General features: G+C 71.0%; 18 protein-coding genes and 1 pseudogene. 4 read left to right on the forward strand and 15 right to left on the reverse strand.

Going from position 1 to position 19359, the window contains the following annotated elements:
- Window positions 1-6: 6 nt before the first annotated feature.
- The 8 genes from era to hrcA are packed head-to-tail and all read right to left on the reverse strand — an operon-like array spanning window position 7 to window position 7244.
- On the reverse strand, window positions 7-900 hold the full coding sequence (era, locus tag ACTJI1_RS07740; protein WP_310129163.1) for a GTPase Era: 894 nt from the start codon (window positions 898-900) through the stop codon (window positions 7-9).
- On the reverse strand, window positions 897-2342 hold the full coding sequence (locus ACTJI1_RS07745; protein ID WP_440742134.1) for a hemolysin family protein: 1446 nt from the start codon (window positions 2340-2342) through the stop codon (window positions 897-899). Before ACTJI1_RS07745 ends, era begins: the two co-directional genes overlap by 4 nt.
- Window positions 2343-2350: 8 nt before the next feature.
- Window positions 2351-2812 (reverse strand): rRNA maturation RNase YbeY, encoded by a 462-nt coding sequence (ybeY, locus tag ACTJI1_RS07750; RefSeq protein WP_121260820.1) that lies wholly within the window; start codon window positions 2810-2812, stop codon window positions 2351-2353.
- Window positions 2813-2819: 7 nt separating this feature from the next.
- Window positions 2820-3932, reverse strand: coding sequence for a PhoH family protein (locus tag ACTJI1_RS07755; protein WP_440742135.1), 1113 nt, complete (start codon window positions 3930-3932; stop codon window positions 2820-2822).
- A complete protein-coding gene (locus ACTJI1_RS07760; protein WP_440742136.1) occupies window positions 3919-4275 on the reverse strand; it encodes a histidine triad nucleotide-binding protein in 357 nt (118 codons plus the stop codon). Before ACTJI1_RS07760 ends, ACTJI1_RS07755 begins: the two co-directional genes overlap by 14 nt.
- 41 nt (window positions 4276-4316) lie before the next feature.
- Window positions 4317-5045, reverse strand: coding sequence for a 16S rRNA (uracil(1498)-N(3))-methyltransferase (locus tag ACTJI1_RS07765; RefSeq protein ID WP_440742137.1), 729 nt, complete (start codon window positions 5043-5045; stop codon window positions 4317-4319).
- Between the two features lie 5 nt (window positions 5046-5050).
- Window positions 5051-6166, reverse strand: coding sequence for a molecular chaperone DnaJ (dnaJ, locus tag ACTJI1_RS07770; RefSeq protein ID WP_310129154.1), 1116 nt, complete (start codon window positions 6164-6166; stop codon window positions 5051-5053).
- A 55-nt stretch (window positions 6167-6221) separates the two neighbouring features.
- The gene (gene hrcA / locus ACTJI1_RS07775) at window positions 6222-7244 is read right to left on the reverse strand and encodes a heat-inducible transcriptional repressor HrcA (RefSeq protein WP_310129152.1); all 1023 of its coding nucleotides are present in this window, start codon (window positions 7242-7244) and stop codon (window positions 6222-6224) included.
- A 157-nt stretch (window positions 7245-7401) separates the two neighbouring features.
- Here hrcA and ACTJI1_RS07780 point away from each other — a divergent pair, with 157 nt between their 5' ends.
- Together ACTJI1_RS07780 and ACTJI1_RS07785 are read left to right on the forward strand one after the other, a co-directional pair.
- Entirely contained in the window at window positions 7402-7920 is a 519-nt protein-coding gene (locus tag ACTJI1_RS07780) for a DUF4870 domain-containing protein (protein WP_310129150.1), read from the forward strand.
- Between the two features lie 94 nt (window positions 7921-8014).
- Window positions 8015-8395: a DUF4870 domain-containing protein gene (locus ACTJI1_RS07785; RefSeq protein WP_310129148.1), complete on the forward strand. Its 381-nt coding sequence runs from the start codon at window positions 8015-8017 to the stop codon at window positions 8393-8395.
- Here the strand turns inward: ACTJI1_RS07785 and hemW are convergent.
- The 4 genes from hemW to ACTJI1_RS07805 all read right to left on the reverse strand — a co-directional run bounded on the left by hemW (window position 8388) and on the right by ACTJI1_RS07805 (window position 13541).
- Entirely contained in the window at window positions 8388-9638 is a 1251-nt protein-coding gene (gene hemW, locus ACTJI1_RS07790) for a radical SAM family heme chaperone HemW (RefSeq protein WP_440742138.1), read from the reverse strand. The two genes, ACTJI1_RS07785 and hemW, sit on opposite strands and share 8 nt — an antisense overlap.
- On the reverse strand, window positions 9638-10303 hold the full coding sequence (locus ACTJI1_RS07795) for a DUF1990 family protein (RefSeq protein ID WP_440742139.1): 666 nt from the start codon (window positions 10301-10303) through the stop codon (window positions 9638-9640). Before ACTJI1_RS07795 ends, hemW begins: the two co-directional genes overlap by 1 nt.
- Before the next feature lie 55 nt (window positions 10304-10358).
- The gene (gene lepA, locus ACTJI1_RS07800) at window positions 10359-12209 is read right to left on the reverse strand and encodes a translation elongation factor 4 (RefSeq protein ID WP_440742140.1); all 1851 of its coding nucleotides are present in this window, start codon (window positions 12207-12209) and stop codon (window positions 10359-10361) included.
- Window positions 12210-12320: 111 nt separating this feature from the next.
- Window positions 12321-13541, reverse strand: coding sequence for an amidohydrolase (locus ACTJI1_RS07805; RefSeq protein ID WP_440742141.1), 1221 nt, complete (start codon window positions 13539-13541; stop codon window positions 12321-12323).
- Between the two features lie 88 nt (window positions 13542-13629).
- Between ACTJI1_RS07805 and ACTJI1_RS07810 the strand changes: the two genes are divergently transcribed.
- Both ACTJI1_RS07810 and rpsT read left to right on the forward strand, forming a co-directional pair.
- Window positions 13630-14511 carry an NAD-dependent epimerase/dehydratase family protein gene (locus ACTJI1_RS07810; protein WP_440742142.1) on the forward strand — a complete coding sequence of 294 codons (882 nt, stop codon included), beginning with the start codon at window positions 13630-13632 and terminating at the stop codon, window positions 14509-14511.
- Between the two features lie 190 nt (window positions 14512-14701).
- Window positions 14702-14962, forward strand: coding sequence for a 30S ribosomal protein S20 (gene rpsT / locus ACTJI1_RS07815; protein ID WP_310129135.1), 261 nt, complete (start codon window positions 14702-14704; stop codon window positions 14960-14962).
- Window positions 14963-15088: 126 nt separating this feature from the next.
- Here rpsT and holA read toward each other — a convergent pair whose 3' ends face one another.
- From holA to ACTJI1_RS07830, 3 genes and pseudogenes are all read right to left on the reverse strand, one after another.
- Window positions 15089-16129, reverse strand: a complete 1041-nt coding sequence (gene holA, locus ACTJI1_RS07820) for a DNA polymerase III subunit delta (protein ID WP_440742143.1) — start codon at window positions 16127-16129, stop codon at window positions 15089-15091.
- 293 nt (window positions 16130-16422) lie between these two features.
- Window positions 16423-18567, reverse strand: a pseudogene (locus ACTJI1_RS07825) (ComEC/Rec2 family competence protein); the annotation flags it as partial.
- Window positions 18567-19283 carry a ComEA family DNA-binding protein gene (locus ACTJI1_RS07830; protein ID WP_440742144.1) on the reverse strand — a complete coding sequence of 239 codons (717 nt, stop codon included), beginning with the start codon at window positions 19281-19283 and terminating at the stop codon, window positions 18567-18569. The gene ACTJI1_RS07830 and the pseudogene ACTJI1_RS07825, both read right to left, overlap by 1 nt.
- Between the last annotated feature and the right edge of the window lie 76 nt (window positions 19284-19359).

Genomic DNA, 19359 nt, shown 5'->3' on the forward strand with positions numbered 1-19359 from the left:
GCCGCCTCAGAAGCCGAGGCGCCCCAGCTGCTTCGGGTCGCGCTGCCAGTCCTTCGCGACCTTGACGCGGATGGACAGGAACACGTGCCGGCCCATCAGCTGCTCGATGGGTGCGCGGGCGGCGGCGCCGACATCGCGGATGCGGCTGCCGCCCTTGCCGATGACGATCGCCTTCTGGCTGTCGCGCTCCACGAAGAGGTTCGCGTAGATCTCCACCAGGTCTTTGTCGTCGCGCTCGACGATGTCGTCGATGGTGACCGCGAGCGAGTGCGGGAGCTCGTCCTCGACGCCCTCGAGCACGGCCTCGCGGATCAGTTCGGAGATGCGGTCCTCGAGGCCCTCGTCGGTGGTGGCCTCGTCCGGGTACAGCGGCGCGGGCGACGTCGGGAGCAGCTTCATGAGCTCCGAGGTCAGCGTCTCCAGCTGGATGTGGCTGACGGCGGAGACGGGCACGATCGCCTCCCACTCGCGCAGGGCGGACACGGCGAGGAGCTGCTCGGCGACCTGGGCCTTGCCCACCGCATCCACCTTGGTGACGATGGCCACCTTCTTGGCGCGCGGGTACTCGTCGAGCTGGTCGTTGATGAAGCGGTCGCCGGGGCCGATCTTCTCGTCGGCCGGCACGCAGAAGCCGATCACGTCGACGTCGCCGAGCGTCGACTGCACGAGCGTGTTGAGACGCTCGCCGAGCAGGGTGCGGGGGCGGTGGATGCCCGGGGTGTCGACCAGGATGAGCTGGCCGTCCTTCTGGTGCACGATCCCGCGGATCGCCCGGCGGGTGGTCTGCGGCTTGGAGCTGGTGATCGCCACCTTCTCACCCACCAGGGCGTTGGTCAGCGTCGACTTGCCTACGTTGGGGCGGCCGACGAACGAGACGAATCCGGCGTGGTACTCGGTCACGATCTTGTCTCCTGCGCGGTGTGACGGTGGTCGGTGCGGGCGGTCTGCCGCTCGGTCTGGTGCCGCTCTGACGCGTGCCGCTCTGACGCGTGCCGCTCTGATGCGTGCCGCTCTGATGCGTGCCGGTCGGGTCGGTCCTCGTCCTTCGGCATCGGGACGTGCCCGCCGTCGGGTTCCGGCAGCAGCGCCACATCCCGTTCGACCAGCACGGAGGCGACGTGCTTGTGCTTGCCCTCGATGCGGTCGACCGTGAAGCGGAGCCCGTGCACGTTCACGGTCGAGCCGACTTCGGGCAGCCGCCCCAGCGCCTTGGTGACGAGGCCGCCGACGCTGTCCACGTCCTCGTCCTCGATCTCCAGGTCGAACAGCTCGCCCAGGTCGTCGATGGGCAGGCGCGTCGCGATGCGGTAGCGTCCCTCGCCGAGCGGCTGGATGAGCGCGACCTCGTGGTCGTACTCGTCCGAGATGTCGCCGACCAGCTCCTCGATGAGGTCTTCGAGCGTGACCAGGCCGGCGATGCCGCCGTACTCGTCCACCACCATCGCCAGATGGTTCGACTCGCGCTGCATCTGCGCGAGCAGCGCATCCGCCTTCTGCGACTCGGGCACGAACAGGGCCGGCCGGGCGAGGTCGCGCACCGTCAGCTCGTCGGCGCCGAGGGGGCGCTCGAAACTCAGCTTGGCCGCATCCCGCAGGTACAGGATGCCGACCACCTCGTCCGGGTCGCCGCCGTCGATCACCGGCATGCGCGACACACCGGTGGAGAAGAAGAGCCCCATCGCCGTGCCGAGGCCCGCTGTCGCGTCGACGGTGATCATGTCGGTGCGCGGGATCATCACCTCGCGCACGACGGTCTCGTTGAACTCGAAGATGGAGTGGATGAGCTCGCGGTCGTCCTCCTCGAGCACATCGAACTCGGTCGCCTCGTCCACGATCGAGAGCAGCTGCTCCTCGCTGGTGACCGGGGCCGACCGGGCGCGGGACGGCGTGACGCGGTTGCCGAGCGCCACCAGCCCTCCGGGGATCGGGCCGAGCACCACGCGCACGAACCGCACGACGGGCGCCGTGAGGCGCAGCAGGAGCGTGGAGTTCGCCCGGCCGACGCTCCGCGGGCTGACGCCGACGAGCACGAACGACACGGCGGTCATGATGAGGGCGGCGAGGATGAGCGACACCCACCACTCGGCGAAGATCTGCTCGAACGCGAGGGTGACGAGCACGGCGGCGGTCGTCTCCGCCAGCAGGCGCGTGAAGCTGACGGCGTTGAGGTACGCCCCGGGGTCCTCCGCGATGGATCGCAGCGACTTCTTGGCGCGCGATGTCTCCGCCAGGTCTGCGATGTCGCCGCGCGACTGCACCGCGAGGGCGGAGTCGACGGCCGCCATGAGGCCGCCGAAGGCCACGAGCAGGAACGCGACGACGAAGAAGAGCGCCTGCAGCATCCCGCCCCCTAACGCTGTCGGTCGTAACGGGCGAAGCCCACGAGGATGTCGCGCTGGATCGCGAACATCTCGCGCTCCTCCGCCGGCTCGGCGTGGTCGAAGCCGAGCAGGTGCAGGATGCCGTGCGTGGTGAGCAGGAGCAGCTCGTCCATCAGGGAGTGACCGGCCGTCTCGGCCTGCACCTGGGCGACCTGCGGGCAGAGCACGACGTCGCCGAGGAGGCCGGCCGGGGAGGGCTCCTCCTCGGTGCCCGGGCGCAACTCGTCCATCGGGAAGCTGAGGACGTCGGTGGGACCCGGCTCGTCCATCCACTGCACGTGGAGCTGCTCCATCGCGGCCTCGTCGACCAGCACGATCGCGAGCTCCGCATCCGGGTGCACGTGCAGGATGTCGAAGGCGTAGGTCGCCAGCCGCTGCAGGGCGGCCTCGTCGACCTCGATGGTCGACTCGTTGTTGATCTCGATGCTCACTGCGGCCCTATCGTCGCTTCGGGAGGTGGTCGCGCGGGGTGCCGCTGCGGCGCTCGGCGCGGTTGGCGAACTCGGCCGCCTGCTCGCGCTCGTAGTGCCGCGCCTGCTGGCGCGCGTCGTACTCGGTGTAGGCGTCGACGATCCGGCCGACCAGGCTGTGCCGCACCACGTCTTCGCTCGTCAGGCGGGCGAAGTGGATGTCGTCGATGTCGTTGAGCACGCGCGTCACCAGCCGCAGACCGCTGGCCGAGTTGGGCAGGTCGATCTGGGTGATGTCGCCGGTCACGACCATCTTCGAGTTGAAGCCGAGGCGCGTCAGGAACATCTTCATCTGCTCGGGCGTCGTGTTCTGCGCCTCGTCGAGCACGATGAAGGAGTCGTTGAGCGTGCGACCGCGCATGTACGCGAGCGGGGCCACTTCGATCGTCCCGGCCGCCAGGAGCTTGGGGACCAGCTCCGGGTCCATCATCTCGTTGAGCGCGTCGTAGAGCGGGCGCAGGTACGGGTCGATCTTGTCCGTCAGAGTGCCGGGCAGGTAGCCCAGCCGCTCCCCCGCCTCCACCGCCGGACGCGTCAGGATGATGCGGGTGACCTCTTTGCGCTGCAGGGCCTGCACGGCCTTCGCCATCGCCAGGTAGGTCTTGCCGGTTCCGGCCGGGCCGATGCCGAACACGATCGTGTTGTGGTCGATGGCGTCGACGTACTGGCTCTGACCGAGCGTCTTCGGGCGGATGCTCTTGCCGCGCGCGGTCAGGATGGCCTGGCCGAGAACGTCGGACGGGCTGAGGTTGAGATCGCTGCCGAGCATGCGGGCGGAGCTGGTGACCTCGGCGGCCGACAGCTCCTGGCCGTTGCGGACCATCTGCAGAAGCTCTTCCACCAGCCGCTGCGCCGCAGCCACCTGGGTCGGGTCGCCCGCGAGCGTGATCTCGTTGCCGCGCACGTGCACGTTGACGAGGGGGTACTGCCGCTCGAGCGTGGTGAGCAGCCGGTCCTGCGGCCCGAGCAGGCGGACCATCTGCACACCGTCGACGCTCAGGTGCGCCTCGGCGGCGCTGCCCGGGTTGCCGGCGTCGCCCTCCGGGATCGCTCCGGGGGCGGTGGAATCAGAGTTGGCCAAGGCGTCCTTCCTCGAGCTGACCGCTCAGTACGTGCGCGTGGACGTGGAACACGGTCTGACCCGCGCCCGGTCCGGTGTTGAAGACGAGACGGAAATCACCGTCGGAGTGCTCGGCGGCGAGCTTCTCCGCCGTCGCGACGAGCTCCGCGAGCAGGTCGGGGTCGCCGGCGGCGAGCTCCGTCACATCGCGGTACAGCTCGGTCTTGGGGACCACGAGCAGGTGGAGCGGCGCCTGCGGCGCGATGTCGCGGAACGCGATGATCCGCTCCGAGTCGTACACCACGTCGGCCGGGATCTCGCCCGCGATGATGCGCGAGAAGATCGAACGCTCCGTCTCTGCCATGCCTCTATCCTATTCGCGCGCGCCGACAGCGCGCCGGGCGTTCACCAGCGGCGGAGCGCCGCGTTGAGCACGGCGAGGGCGGCAGGTCCCGCGGTGGAGGTGCGCAGCACCGTCCCGCCCAGCCGGACGAGCTCGGCGCCCGCGTCCCGGAGCGCTGCGAGCTCCTGCGGCGCGATGCCCCCCTCGGGCCCGACCACCAGCACCAGGTCGCGGTCGTCGGGCACGATGCCGGTCAGCGGCACCTCCGCATCCGGTTCGAGCACGAGCACGCGGGCGGTCGCCGCCAGCGCGGCCAGCTGCTTCGTCGTGGCCAGCTCGCCGACCTCCGGCGTCCAGGCGCGGATGGACTGCTTGGCCGCCTCCCGGACGATCGAGGTCCAGCGCTCCCGGCCCTTCCCCACCTTGGCGCCTTCCCAGCGCGAGACCGAGCGGGATGCGGACCACGGCACCACCGCATCCACCCCGAGCTCCGTCGCCGCCTGGATCGCGAGCTCGTCGCGGTCGCCCTTCGCCAGCGCCTGCACCAGCGTGATCGCCGGGGCCAGGCGCTCGACGCGCGAGACGGCCTCGACGTCGATCGTCAGCTCGGTGTTCGTCGCCACCAGCACCTCGCCGGACGCGACGAGCCCCCGGCCGTTGCCGATCAGCACCGACTCGCCGGGCCGCGTGCGGTTGACGGTCGCGGCGTGCTTCGCCTCGGCGCCCGTCAGCGACAGGCGCGCTCCGACCTCGACGTCGTCGAGGTCCTCGCGCAGGTAGAGGGACGCCATCAGGGTTACAGGTTGAGGAACCGGTCGCGGAGCTTCGCGAACAGGCCCTGCTGGAAGTGCGCCAGCGAGGGCTCCTGCGTCCGGTGGGACGCCGCGAACTTCTTGATCAGCTCCTTCTCCTTGTGGTCGAGCTTGGTGGGCGTGACCACCTGGATGCCGACCCGAAGGTCGCCGCGGCCGCTGCCGCGCAGGTGCGTGATGCCGCGGTCTTTGACCGTGATGATGTCGGCCGACTGGGTGCCGGGCTTGAGCTCGAGGCGGATGTCGCCGTCGAGGGCCTTCACATTCGCGGTCGTGCCGAGGATCGCATCCGTCATCGACAGCTCGAGCGTGCAGAGCAGGTCGTCGCCGTCGCGGCTGAACACCTCGTGGTGCTTGACCTTGATCTCCAGATAGAGGTCGCCATTGGGGCCACCGGCCGGACCGGCTTCGCCGCTGCCCGGCATCTGCAGGCGCAGGCCGGTGTCGACGCCGGCGGGGATGTCCACCGGCACGGTGCGGCGTGCGCGCACGCGGCCCTGGCCCTGGCAGGTGACGCACGGGGTCGCGATGACGGTGCCGTACCCGCGGCAGGTGCCGCACGGGCTCGACGTCATGACGTTGCCGAGCAGAGAGCGCACCGAGCGCTGGATGCTGCCCGTGCCGTGGCAGATGTCGCAGGTCACCGGCTGGGTGCCGGGCTGGCAGCACGAGCCGTTGCAGGTCTCGCACACCACGGCCGTGTCGACCTCGAGGTCGCGGTGCGTGCCGAAGATGACCTCGTCGAGGTCGACCTCCACCCGGAGAAGCGCGTCCTGGCCGCGCTCACGCCGCGACCGCGGACCGCGCCCGCCCGGGGCGCCGCCGCCGAAGAACGTCTCGAAGATGTCGCTGAACCCGGCGAAGTCGGCGCTGCCCGCGCCGCCGCCGAATCCCCCGGAGCCGCCGAGATCGTACTGCTGCCGCTGCTGCGGGTCGCTGAGCACGTCATACGCGTGCGTCACGAGCTTGAACCGCTCCTGCGCCTCGGAGCTGGGGTTCACGTCCGGGTGCAGCTCGCGCGCGAGCCGGCGGTACGCCTTCTTGATCTCGTCGGGGCTGGCGTCGCGCTCGACGCCGAGGACTTCGTAGTGGTCGGCCACGTGGGCTGTTCCTTCTTCTTTCGTCGCGTGTGGTGGTCGAGGGATGCCGGACGGCCTACTGGTCGCCGAGCAGCCGGGAGAGGTAACGGGCCACGGCGCGGACCGCCGCCATGTTGCCCGAGTAGTCCATGCGGAGCGGTCCGAGCAGTCCGACGCGGGCGACATCCGACCCCGCCGCACTGTAACCGCTGGAGAGGACGGATGCTTCCGTCAGGCCGAAGCCGGCGTTCTCGCGCCCGATGCTGACGGCGACGCCGTGCTGGTCGGAGGCCATCTCGTCGAAGAGCCGCAGCAGCACCACCTGCTCCTCGATCGCCTCGAGGACCGGGGTGATGGTGCCGGGGAAGTCGAGCTCGGTGCGCACGAGGTTCGCCGCGCCCGCCATGACGAGCTTCTCCTGCCGGTTCGCCGCGATCTGGTCGAGCAGGGCGCTGACCACGGGCTCCACCAGAGCGCGCGTGCGCTCCGTGAGCGCGCCGGGCAGCTCGCGCAGCCGCGTGGTCGCCTCGGCGAGGGTGAGTCCCGCCGCCGCGCCGTTGATCGCGCCGCGGATCTCGGCCACGTCTTCGTCGCTCAGCTCGGCGATCGGCTCGATGACACGCTGCTCGACCGCTCCGGAGTCCGTGATCAGCACGCTGAGCAGCCGGCGCGGGGCCAGGGCGACCAGCTCGATGTGACGGATGCGCGAGCGCGCGACCGTCGGGTACTGCACCAGCGCCACCTGATTGGTGAGCTGGGAGAGCAGGCGCCCAGTGCGCGAGAGCACGTCGTCGAGGTCGACGGACTGGCCGAGGAAGGTCTCGATCGCGGTCCGCTGCGCCGACGTGAGCGGCCGCATCTCTGCGAGGTGGTCGACGAAGAGCCGGTAGCCCTTGTCGGTCGGCACCCGGCCGGACGAGGTGTGCGGAGCCGCGATCAGCTCCTCCTCTTCGAGCAGGGCCATGTCGTTGCGGATCGTCGCCGCGGAGACGCCGAAGGAGTGCCGCTCCACGATGCTCTTGGACCCCACGGGCTCGCGCGACGCCACGTAGTCCTGGACGATGACGCGCAACACCTCGAGGCTGCGTTCCGAGACCATACCCGCCTCCCGTCGATCGATTAGCACTCGCTGATCCTGAGTGCCAATCCTACCGCGCCGAAACGCCCGCAGGATGATTGCTGGCTGAGACACGGCGGCAGTACCGTATGGGCACCGGTTCGACCCGCTCGCAACCGATCACGAAAGGGTTCCGCAGATGACAGACCCGAACCAGCCCGCCGACCCGGCAGGCGGCGTCCCGCCGCAGCAGCCCGGAGGCGTCCCTCCCCAGCAGCCCTACGGCAACGTGCCGCCCCAGCAGCCGTACGCGCAGCCGGCCGGAGCCGGCCAGCAGCCTTACGCCGCCGCGGGCGCCGCGCCCCTCGACCCCGCCCAGGACAAGCAGTGGGCGTCGTTCGCCCACCTGGGCGGCATCCTCTGGTTCCTGCCCTCGCTCATCATCTGGCTCGTCTTCAAGGACCGCGGCCGTCTCACCGACCAGGAGGCCAAGGAAGCCCTCAACTGGCAGATCACCTGGATCATCGCCTGGGTGGCCTCGCAGGTCATCGGGATCATCATCGGCAGCTTCACCTACGGCATCGGCTACCTGCTCTTCGGCCTGCTGATCCCGTGGGCGCTGTACATCCTGAACCTGGTGTTCTCGATCCTCGGCTTCGTGCGCGTGAACAGCGGCGGCACCTACCGCTACCCGGTGAACTTCCGCTTCATCAAGTAGCGGTCGCGCGTTCAGGCTCTTTTCAGCCTACGGCGCTGCGCCCTAGGCTGGATGGACCACGTCCACCCCTGGCCAGTCAGAGGAGAACAGCACCATGTCCGCCACACCCCCGCCGCCCCCGCCGCAGCAGCCTTACGGCGGCGCGCCGCAGCTCAGCCCGGCCGACGAGAAACTCTGGGCGACGCTCGTCCAGATCGGCGGCATCTTGTTCAGCTGGATCCCGGCGCTCATCGGCTACCTCGTCCTCAAAGACCGTGGGCCGTTCGTGCGCGCGCACACCGCGACCGCGCTGAACTTCCAGATCACCATCTTCATCGCGTACGTGGTGGGCGGCATCCTGTCGATCGTCGTGATCGGCATCTTCATCATCATCGCCGCGTGGGTGCTGAACATCGTGTTCAGCATCATCGCCGCGGTGAAGGCGAACCAGGGCGAGTTCTACACCTACCCGGTCGCCATCCGCTTCGTCAGCTAGCGGTCCGCTCCGCGGCGTCCTCGGCGAGCAGCCGGCGGACGACCGCGTCGGCCAGGAGCCGCCCCCGCAGGGTCAGCACGATCGACCCGCGGAGGGCGGCTCTTCCGTCGATCAGGCCGTCGGCGATGAGGGCCGGCACCTCGCGACGGCCGGCGTCGCCGAGCTCCGCGGTCCGCACACCCTCCCGGATGCGGCTCAGCAGCAGGACGCGCTCGACGTGCCGCGTCTCCGCATCCAGCGTCTCGCGCCCCGCCGCCGGGGACTCGCCGGCCAGCACGCGCTGCGCGTACGCGGCCGGCTGCTTGACGTTCCACCAGCGGACGCCGCCCACGTGACTGTGCGCCCCCGGCCCGATCCCCCACCAGTCGTGACCGAGCCAGTAGGCCAGGTTGTGGCGGGAGCGATGCGCCTCGTCGGTCGCCCAGTTGCTGACCTCGTACCAGTCGTATCCCGCGTCGGCGAGCCGCTGGTCGGCGAGCTCGTACATGTCGGCCTCGAGGTCGTCGTCGGGCTCGGCCACCTGGCCGGAGCGGATCTGCCGCGCCAGCTTCGTGCCGGGTTCGACGATCAGCGCGTACGCGGACAGGTGGTCCGGCTCGCACGCCAGTGCCGCGTCGAGGCTGCGGGACCAGTCGTCGAGCGACTCCCCCGGTGTGCCGTAGATCAGGTCGAGGCTCACCTGCAGACCGGCCTCGCGCGCCCAGCCGACCACGAGCGGGACGCGCGCCGGGTCGTGCGTGCGCTCCAGCGTCTCCAGCACGTGGGGCACGGCCGACTGCATCCCGAACGAGACGCGGGTGAAGCCCGCGTCGGCCAGCCGTCGCAGGTCGTCGGCGTCGACCGAGTCGGGGTTCGCCTCCGTGGTCACCTCGGCGCCGTCGGCGAGACCCCACGCGTCGCGGACCGCACCGAGCATGGCCGTCAGGTCGCCGGGCGGCAGAAGGGTCGGCGTGCCGCCCCCGAAGAACACCGTCGACACCGGGCGGTCGGGGACGCCGCTCGCGCGCAGCGCCCGCGCGGCGAACTCCACCTCGCGGACGGCATGACCGGCGTAGTCGGACTGGGAGACGCCGCGCAGCTCGGTCGCGGTGTACGTGTTGAAGTCGCAGTAGCCGCAGCGCACGCGGCAGAACGGCACGTGCAGGTAGACGCCGAAGTGCCGGTGGGCGGCATCCACCGCGGTGGATGCGGGCAGCAGGCCGTCGGCGGGTGCGGGGTCGCCGAGGGGAAGGGTGCTGGGCATCAGGCGGAGCTCACCGGGTGCAGTGCGCGCAGGTACTTGGCGGTGAAGCGGCGCTGCATGAAGGACAGGACCGGCGAACCCAGCCGGTAGAAGGCGTTGGACGGGCGGGACAGGGCGCGCAGCACGAACCAGACGGTGCCGTCCTCGCGCTGCTCAACCAGGAACAGCTCCTCACCGCTCTCCGGGTGCCCGTGCAGCGTCCCGTAGGCGAAACCGCGCCGGTGCGGCTCATCGACGACGTACACGACCCGGATCGGGGCGGACACGCGGAACGGGCCGAACGGGATCTTCAGCACCGCGGTCATGCCGTTGCGCACGAACGGCGTGCCGTCCTCGGAGAACACGTCCTCCTCCGGGCGGTTGGCGCGCATCCGCATCGGCGTGCCGTCGGGGCCGAACTCGACGCCCTCGTACTGCACGCCGGTGCCCTCGCGCACATCCGTCACGTGGATGCCGCTCCCCTTCTGCACGCCCCACGCCATGAGGGCGGTGGCGGAGGTCTCGAAGCGCTCGTCGCCGCTGCCCAGCCGGATGCTGCGCTCGAGCGGCTTGTAGCCCTTCGGCGGGTAGTACAGCAGATCGGCCGCCTGGGTGGCGCCGACCGCACCGTACGTGACGGGTTGGTCGGTGAAGCTCGAGCGGCGCATGTACTCATCTTCCGCCATGACGGAGGGGTTCGCGAAACGGGGTTCCGCCGCGCGCCGGGCGGCGCGCTGGAGCTTACTTCTTGTCCTTCTTCTCCGTGTCGCCGGAGAGCGCGGCGATGAAGGCCTCCTGGGGGACCTCGACGCGGCCCACCATCTTCATGCGCTTCTTGCCCTCCTTCTGCTTCTCGAGGAGCTTGCGCTTTCGGGTGATGTCACCGCCGTAGCACTTCGCGAGGACGTCCTTGCGCATCGCGCGGATGTTCTCGCGCGCGATGATGCGGGCGCCGATTGCGGCCTGGATGGGGACCTCGAACTGCTGGCGCGGGATCAGCTCGCGCAGCCGCGACGCCATCATGGTGCCGTAGGCGTAGGCCTTGTCGCGGTGGACGATCGCGCTGAACGCATCCACCGTCTCGCCCTGCAGCAGGATGTCGACCTTCACCAGGTCGGACTCCTGCTCCCCGAACGGCTCGTAGTCGAGCGAGGCGTAGCCGGCGGTCTTGGACTTGAGCTGGTCGAAGAAGTCGAAGACGATCTCGCCGAGCGGCATCGTGTAGCGGATCTCGACCCGGTCCTCGCCCAGGTACTCCATGCCGAGCAGCGAGCCGCGGCGGCTCTGGCACAGCTCCATGATGACGCCGACGTAGTCCTTGGGGGCGAGGATGGCCGCCTTGACGACCGGCTCCTCCACCTTGTCGATCTTGCCGCCGGGGAACTCGCTCGGGTTGGTGACCGTGACCGTCTTCTTGTCCTCGGTCGTCACCTCGTAGATCACGCTCGGTGCGGTGGTGATCAGGTCGAGGCCGAACTCGCGGGAGAGGCGCTCGGTGATGATCTCGAGGTGCAGCAGGCCGAGGAAGCCGCAGCGGAAGCCGAAGCCGAGGGCGACCGAGGTCTCCGGCTCGTAGACGAGCGCGGCGTCGGAGAGCTTGAGCTTGTCCAGCGCCTCGCGGAGCTCCGGGTAGTCGCTGCCGTCGATCGGGTACAGGCCCGAGAACACCATGGGCTTGGGCTCGGTGTACCCGGGGAGCGCCTCGGTGGCCGGCTTCGCGGCGGTGGTGATCGTGTCGCCGACCTTGGACTGGCGGACGTCCTTCACCCCGGTGATCAGGTAGCCGACCTCGCCGACGCCGAGCCCCTTGGAGGGCGTCGGCTCGGGCGACGAGACGCCGATCTCGAGGATCTCGTGGGTGGCACGGGTCGACATCATCTGGATGCGCTCGCGCGGGTGCAGCGTGCCGTCGACCATGCGGACGTAGGTGACGACGCCGCGGTAGCTGTCGTAGACGGAGTCGAAGATCATCGCGCGGGCCGGGGCGTCGGCGACGCCGACGGGCGCCGGGATCTCCGCGACGACCCGGTCGAGGAGCGCCTCGACGCCCATCCCGGTCTTGCCGGAGACGCGGAGGACGTCTTCGGGCTTGCCGCCGATGAGGCTGGCGAGCTCCTGGGCGTACTTGTCCGGGTCGGCAGCGGGCAGGTCGATCTTGTTGAGCACGGGGACGATGGTGAGGTCGTTCTCGAGGGCCAGGTAGAGGTTGGCGAGCGTCTGCGCCTCGATGCCCTGGGCGGCATCCACGAGGAGGATGGCTCCCTCGCACGCCGCGAGCGACCGGGACACCTCATAGGTGAAGTCGACGTGGCCCGGTGTGTCGATCATGTTCAGCGCGAAGGTCTGGCCGTCGACCTCCCACGGCATCCGGACGGCCTGGCTCTTGATCGTGATGCCGCGCTCGCGCTCGATGTCCATGCGGTCGAGGTACTGGGCGCGCATGTCCCGCTCGGCGACCACGCCGGTGATCTGCAGCATCCGGTCGGCCAGCGTCGATTTGCCGTGGTCGATGTGCGCGATGATGCAGAAGTTGCGGAGGGAGGCCGGGTCGGTCGCGGCGGGCTCGAGGGCCTGGAGAGCTCGTGGTGACATCGTCCGGCCATTCTCCCATGTCCTCGGGCCGCGCAGCGCACCCGCGCGCGCACCCGGCAGCGCACCCGGGTGCGGGCCCGCGTGCGCGCCCGGGACGACCGCGGCCCGCGGTCAGGCGAACCGCTCGGCGCGCTCGACCACGCGCCCCTGTCCGTCTTCGAACCGGTAGACCTCGGCGCCCTGGATGAACACGCGCTCGGCGCGCGAGTTCACGTCGAGCGGGTCGCCCGACCACACGACCACGTCGCCGTCGAGACCGGGCGTCAGCGAGCCGACGCGGTCGTCCAGCCGCAGGAATGCGGCCGGGTTGACCGTCAGCGCTTCGAGCGCCGTCTCGCGCGGCAGCCCGTCCTTCACCGCGAGGGCCGCCTGGTAGATCAGGAAGTTGATCGGCACCACCGGGTGGTCCGTCGTGATCGCGACCCGCACGCCCGCCTTCGCCAGCACCGCGAGGTTGGCGATGGCACGGTCGCGCAGCTCGACCTTGGACCGCGACGTGAACATCGGCCCGAAGATCACCGGGATGTCGCGCTCGGCCAGCACGTCGGCGATCTTGTGCGCCTCGGTGCCGTGGTTGACGACCAGGCGGTAGCCGAACTCGTCCGCGAGGCGCAGCGCGGTGGCGATGTCGTCGTGGCGGTGGGTGTGCTGATCCCACGCGAGCTCGCCGTCGAGCACCCGGACCAGGGTCTCCTTCGACAGGTCGCGGTCGAACGGCTTGCCCTCCCGCTCGGCGTTGTCGCGCTGCGCCCGATAGTTCTGGGCGGCGACGAACGCCTCGCGGATGATCATGGCGACCCCCAGACGCGTGCTCGGCGTCTGGTTCTTGCCGCCGTAGACGCGCTTCGGATTCTCGCCGAGAGCCGACTTGACGCTCACCGCCTCGTGGATGATCTGCTCGTCGATGATGCGACCGCCCCAGGTCTTGATCGCGACGGTCTGACCGCCGATGGGGTTGCCCGACCCGGGCTTCACGACCACCGAGGTGACACCGCCGGAGAGCGCGTCGCGGAACCCCTCGTCGTCGATGTTGATCGCGTCGATCGCGCGGACGGCCGCCGTGTTCGGGGTCGTCATCTCGTTCGTGTCGTCGCCGGCAGGCCCGTTCGCCTCCTCGTGGATGCCGACGTGACCGTGCGACTCGATGAAGCCCGGGAGCACCCACTTGCCGGCCGCATCCACCACCGTGACGCCGTCGGGAATCGTCACCTGGTCGGCCGGCCCGACCGCCTCGATGACGCCGTCGCGGACGAGGACGGTGCCGTTCTCGATGGGCGGCTGGGCGACGGGGACGACGTGACCGTTGACGATGGCGATGGTGGAGGAAGTCATGATCCGAGCGTACGCGCGTCGCGTGCGGGCCCATCGCGACCGATGCGATCTGCGGAATATTCATTCGCTCCGTCAGTTGTGGACGATTATGAACATCCTCCTCACCGGCGCGACCGGCTTCATCGGATCCTCCGTGCTCACCCGCCTTCTCGACGAGGGCCACAGCGTCACCGCCCTGGTCCGCGACGCGGACAAGGCCTCAGCGGTCGAGGCCGTCGGCGCGTCGGCGGTCGTCGGCGACGCGTCCGACGCGGACCTCGTGGAGCGTACGGCGCGCGTCAGCGACGGCGTCATCCACCTGGCGTCGGGCAAGGACGTCGACGCCGTGCTGGTGCCTGCCGTCCTGGCCGGTCTCGCCGGGTCGGGCAAGCCGTTCGTGCACACCGGGGGGATCTGGACCTACGGATCGAACGACGACATCACCGAGGAGTCGCCCGTCGCACCGCCGGCGATCACCGCCTGGCGCTCGGCGGCCGAGGACCTGGTCCGCGGCGCCGAGGGCGTGCGCGGGACCGTCGTGGTCCCGTCGATCGTGTACGGGCACGGCAAGGGCCTGCCGAACGTGGTGGCCGACGCTCCGCGGACCGAGGGCGCCGCTCCGGCCCTCCGCCTGATCGGCGACGGGTCGCAGCACTGGGCGACCGTGCACGTCGACGACCTGGCCGCTCTGTACGTGCTGGCCCTGGAGCACGGCACCGCCGGCGCAACGTACATCGGCGCGGGTGGGCAGAACCCGACCGTGCGCGAGCTCGGCGAGGCGGCCGCGCAGGCCGCCGGCCTCACCGGCGGGGCCGTCGCGGAGCCCGTAGACGAGACGCGCTCCCGCCTCGGCGAGGGCCTCGCGGAGGCGCTTCTGCTCGACCAGCAGGCGCGCGGCTCGAAGGCCCGGATCGACCTCGGCTGGGAGCCGAACGGCGCCACGCTGCTGGAGGAGCTGCTCGTCGGTTCGTACGCGCCGGCGCGGGTCTGAGCCGGCTCGCGCGTCCGCGCCTGCCGGGCCGTCTCAGCGATTCTGTCTCAGCGATTTTGGCGGGATGCGGGACCCGCTGGTAGAGTTGTTTGTTGGCTTGCGTGTGGATGTGTCCGCACGAAACGCCGCAAGGCGCCCTCTCCGCTGAGCGGCACATCCCTAACTCACTCAGAAACGAAAGTGACCACTCGTGGCAAACATCAAGTCGCAGATCAAGCGCAACCGCACCAACAAGAAGGCGCAGGAGCGCAACAAGGCCGTCAAGAGCGAGCTCAAGACCGCCATCCGCGCCACCCGTGAGGCCGTCGTCTCCGGCGACAAGGACAAGGCGACCGCGGCGCTGCGCCTCGCTGCGAAGAAGATCGACAAGGCGGCCAGCAAGGGCGTCATCCACAAGAACCAGGCGGCGAACCGCAAGTCTGCGATCGCCAAGCAGGTCGCCGCGCTCTAAGCGACGACCGACCGCGGGACCTGTCCCGCGCCGCGAGCGAGCCCCCGCTTCTGGACCACGGTCCGGGCGGGGGCTCGCTGCATGTGCGGACGCGGTCGAGTCGCGTTCCCGGTCCGACCGCGCGGTTCAGTCGCGCCCGCGGGCGCTGACCACGCGGATCATGCGCTCGAGGGCGAACACCGGGTCGCGGCCGCCGCCCTTGACGTTCGCGTCCGTCTCGGCGAGGAGCTCGATGCAGCGTCCGAGCCCGTCCTCCGTCCAGCCCTGGAGGTCGCGGCGCGCCCGATCGACCTGCCAGGGCGCCAGCCCGAACTGCTGAGCGAGCTGCCCGGATCCGCCTCGTGCGCCGGAGATCTTGGCCATCGTGCGGATCTTGCTGGCGAAGGCCGCGACCATGGGCACGGGATCGGCCCCCGACGCGAGCGCGTGGCGCATCGTGACGAGCGCCTCACCGTGGCGGCCGGCGATCGCCGCGTCCGCCACCTGGAACGCATTCGTCTCGACGCGTCCGCCGTAGTACTTGTCGACCGTCGCCTCGGTGATCTGCTCGGCTGAATCGGAGAGCAGCTGCTGGCATGCGGCCGCGAGTTCGGCGAGGTCGTCGGAGAACGCCGACGTGATGGCGCGAAGCGCTCCGGGAGTCACCTTGCGGCCCGCGGACGCGAACTCGGCCTGCGCGAAGTCGTACTTCTCCGCATCCTTCTTGAGCTCGGCGCAGACCACCTCGATGCCGCCGCCGGTGCCCGCACGGATCGCGTCGAGCAGCTTCTTGCCGCGCACGCCGCCGGCATGCCGCAAGGTCACCACGGTGCCGTCGGCGGGGGCGTTCAGGTAGTCGAGCATGTCGGCCAGGAACGCGTCGTTGCACTTCTCGACGGCGTCCACCCGGATGAGGCGCGGCTCACCGAACAGGGAGGGGCTCGCGAGGGTGAGCAGCTCCCCCGGCGCGTAGTCCCCCGCGTGCAGATCGCTGATCTCGAGACTGGGGTCGTCGGCCTTGAGTGCGTCGCGCAGTGTGCGCACGGCCCGGTCGGCGAGGAAGCCCTCCGAACCCGTGACGAGCACCACCGGGGCCGTGCGGATCTGGTTCCACGGGAGCTGCGGGATGGCGCTCGCGGCGGGCCGCGTCTTGCTCGCTCCACCTCTGCTGCCGGCTCGGGTCGCCACGTGTCTCCTTGCGATCGTGCGGATCCGGCGTCGGGCCGGTTCACTCCTCCAGGATACGGGGGACCACCGGCACTCGACGCGGACGGCCGTTCGCTCCAGACGCGGATCCCGTCCGGCCCGGGTGACACGAGGACCAGCCCCTGCTCATCGGTCCGTGCCACGGGTGTCCCGCAGGACGCCAGCAGATCGAGTGCCCGGCGCGTGGGATGCCCGTAGCCGTTGTGGACGCCGACCGAGACCAGTCCCAGGCGTGCGCCGAGCGCGCGATACATCGCCGGGCTCTGGTCGGCCGATCCGTGGTGCGCGACTTTGACCACGTCGACGGGACGGACCGCCCGGGTGGCGAGCACGGCATCCTGCGCCTCCTCCCCCAGGTCGCCCAGGAACAGCGACCTCAGCCCTCGGCCCTCCGCCTCGACGGTGAGACTGCCGGGGTTGCCGGTGTCCATTCCGGACCCGCCGGTCGCCGTCGGCCAGAGCAGTCGCCAGCTGAGTGCGCCCAGTTCGCCGTGCAGTCCGGTGCTCCCCCGCTCCACCGGCACGCCCGCTGCGCGCAGGACGTCGAGCGTGCGCTCGTCGGCATCCCGCACCGGGCGTTGCACGATTGCGCGCCGGACGCGCGAGGCGACCCCTGCCACACCGCCGACGTGGTCCGCGTCGAAGTGGCTGAGGATCAGGACATCGATGTGCTGGATCCCGAGCCGGTCGAGGCACGCGGCGGCGGGCTCGGGGTGGCGCCCGACATCGATCATCCCGACCGCGTCGCCGTCGCGCAGGAGCAGGGCGTCTCCCTGACCCACATCGCATGCGGCCAGCTGCCAGTCGGCGGGCAGGGCGACGGCGCGTCCGACGACGGCTCCACCGAGGGCGCCGAGGTACCCGACGACGCCGATGAGGAGGGCGGCGCACGCGACGATCGCGACGGCACGCGGCGCACGCCGTCCGAGGACCAGAACGGCGACCGCCACCAGCACAGCCCCGCTCAGGGCGACGCCGAGCGGACCGGGAGCCCACGGCAGCGCCACACCGGGAAGCGCGCTCATCGCGGTCGCCACCTGGGCGATCCAGGCGGCCGGCAGCCACGCCAGCCGGACGATCAGCTCACCGAGTGCCGGCGCCCAGGGAAGCACGGCGCACGCCAGGCACCCGAGCATGGTCGCGATCGGCGCGGCGGGCTCGGCGAGCAGGTTGGCCGGGACGCCGTACAGCGGGAGGGTCGGCGAGAGCAGCACCAGGACCGGCTGGCAGGCCAGCTGAGCAGCGGTGGGGATCGCCAGGGCGAGCGCCAGCGCCCGCGGCATCCACCGCGTCAGCACCGTCGCGAGCGGTCCGGCGAGCACCAGCAGCCCGGCTGTCGCGACCGCGGACAGGACGAAGCCGTAGTCGCGGGCCAGCCAGGGGTCGTGCACCAGCAGCACGATGCCCGCCAGCGCGAGAGCCGGGACGCCGTCGGCCGGACGTCCGCGGGCGAGCCCGATGAGGACGACGCCCGCCATCGCGGCCGCACGGATCACGCTCGCGCCGGGCCCGACCAGCGCGACGAAACCCGCGAGCGCTATCCCGGCGGCCACGATACGCGTGCGCCGGCCGGCTCCGGCGGCGCGGGCGATCAGGAACACCAGCCCGATCACCAGAGCGCAGTTCGCCCCGGACACGGCCGTCAGGTGGCTGAGCGATGAGGCGGTCATCGCCTCGTCGAGCGCGGGTGAGAGGTCGGTCTCGTCGCCGATGGCGAGGCCGGGCAGCAGGGTGCCGCCCTCGCCCGGCGTCCGCGCGGCAGCTGCAGCGAACGTCGTCCGCGCCGCGGCGGCCCATGCCAGCCAGGGCGGCGGAGGCTCTGTGATTCTCACCGCGTCGGCGCCCGAGCTGCGCACCGTGTAGCTCGTCACCTCTCCCGGGTCGTCACGGCGTGGCACTCCCTCCGCGCGTGCCGTCGCTCCGAGGGCGAAGGCGCGCGCTTGGTCCGGTGCCGCGTCGAACTGCACGCTGACCGGGACCCCGCGCGGCTCCTCCACGGTCGTGCCGCGCAGCGTCCAGCGAGGCTCCGAACCGAAGCCCCCGGCCATGCGGTGCGGCGGACGCTCGACGCGCACGACGACCTGGACCACGTCGGAGCGCCGAGCGGCGCGGTCCAGGTCCTGCGCATCCCGGCCCGGCGCTTGCGCCGCCACCACCCCTGCTCCGAGCGCGACGGCACCGAGCATGACGGCGACGCAGGCGAGCATCCGTCCCGGCCGGTCACGGTCGGGTCGATTTCGACCGGCGCGCACCGGCCTCTCCGACCTCCATCGCGCAGGGGCCAGCGCGACCCCGATGCACGCGGCACTGGCGATCGCCGCCGCGGCACACACCGCGGCCGCCGCATCCGTCAGCCCGATCAGCACCGCGCACGTCGCCCAGAGGCACACGGCGGGCAACGCGAGCCGAAGGTCCGGCATCAGACCACCACCCGGTCCTTGAGCCCGTCGAAGAGCTTCTGGCCGATCCCGGTCACCTTCATCAGATCGGTCACCTGGGCGAAGCGCCCGTTCGCCTGACGCCAGTCCAGGATGCGCTGCGCGAGCGCCGGCCCGATGCGTGGCAGCGTCTCGAGCTCCGCCTGCGTGGCGGTGTTCAGGTTCACGGTCGCCCCGCCGGCCGGCGCAGAGCCGGTCGCCGAAGCCCCGGTACCGCCCGCACCCGGCGCGGCGGTCGGCGCCGTCTCGCCGACGCGGGGCACCGCGAGCTGCTCACCGTCGGCGACCGGCCGCGCGAGGTTCACCCCGGCCGCCTCCGCGTCGTCCGTGAGCCCACCGGCCGCGGCGACCGCATCCACCACTCGTGCTCCCGGCGCCAGCGACACCAGCCCCGGTTTCCGCACGGCCCCCGTGACGTGGACGAGTACCGAACCCCCGGCGTTCGGGACCGCCGTGCCTGACGCATCCGGTCCAGCCCCGACAGACGAGTGCGGGCTGGGCGTGGACAGCCCCAGGGAGTGCCCCTGCTGCGCCCCTGCGGAGACCAAGACCGCGACGACTCCCGCGAGAATCAGCAGCACCACCGCGGCGCCGACTCCCAAGCGCAGCCGCCTTGGCGCCGTCGGAGAAGCGCCGGCGGCAGACAGGTCGGCATCCACGGCATCGTCCGCCGCGGAGGGATGTGCTCGGTGTCGCATCCCCTCACGCTAGAAGGCGGCACTCGTCCCGTGCGCGCCGACGCCGAATCGGTGCAGAAACGCCGAAAGCGCCGGG

The organism is Leifsonia sp. 22587 (genome assembly GCF_052044215.1).
In the GTDB taxonomy this organism is placed as follows: Bacteria; Actinomycetota; Actinomycetes; order Actinomycetales; family Microbacteriaceae; genus Leifsonia; species Leifsonia shinshuensis_C.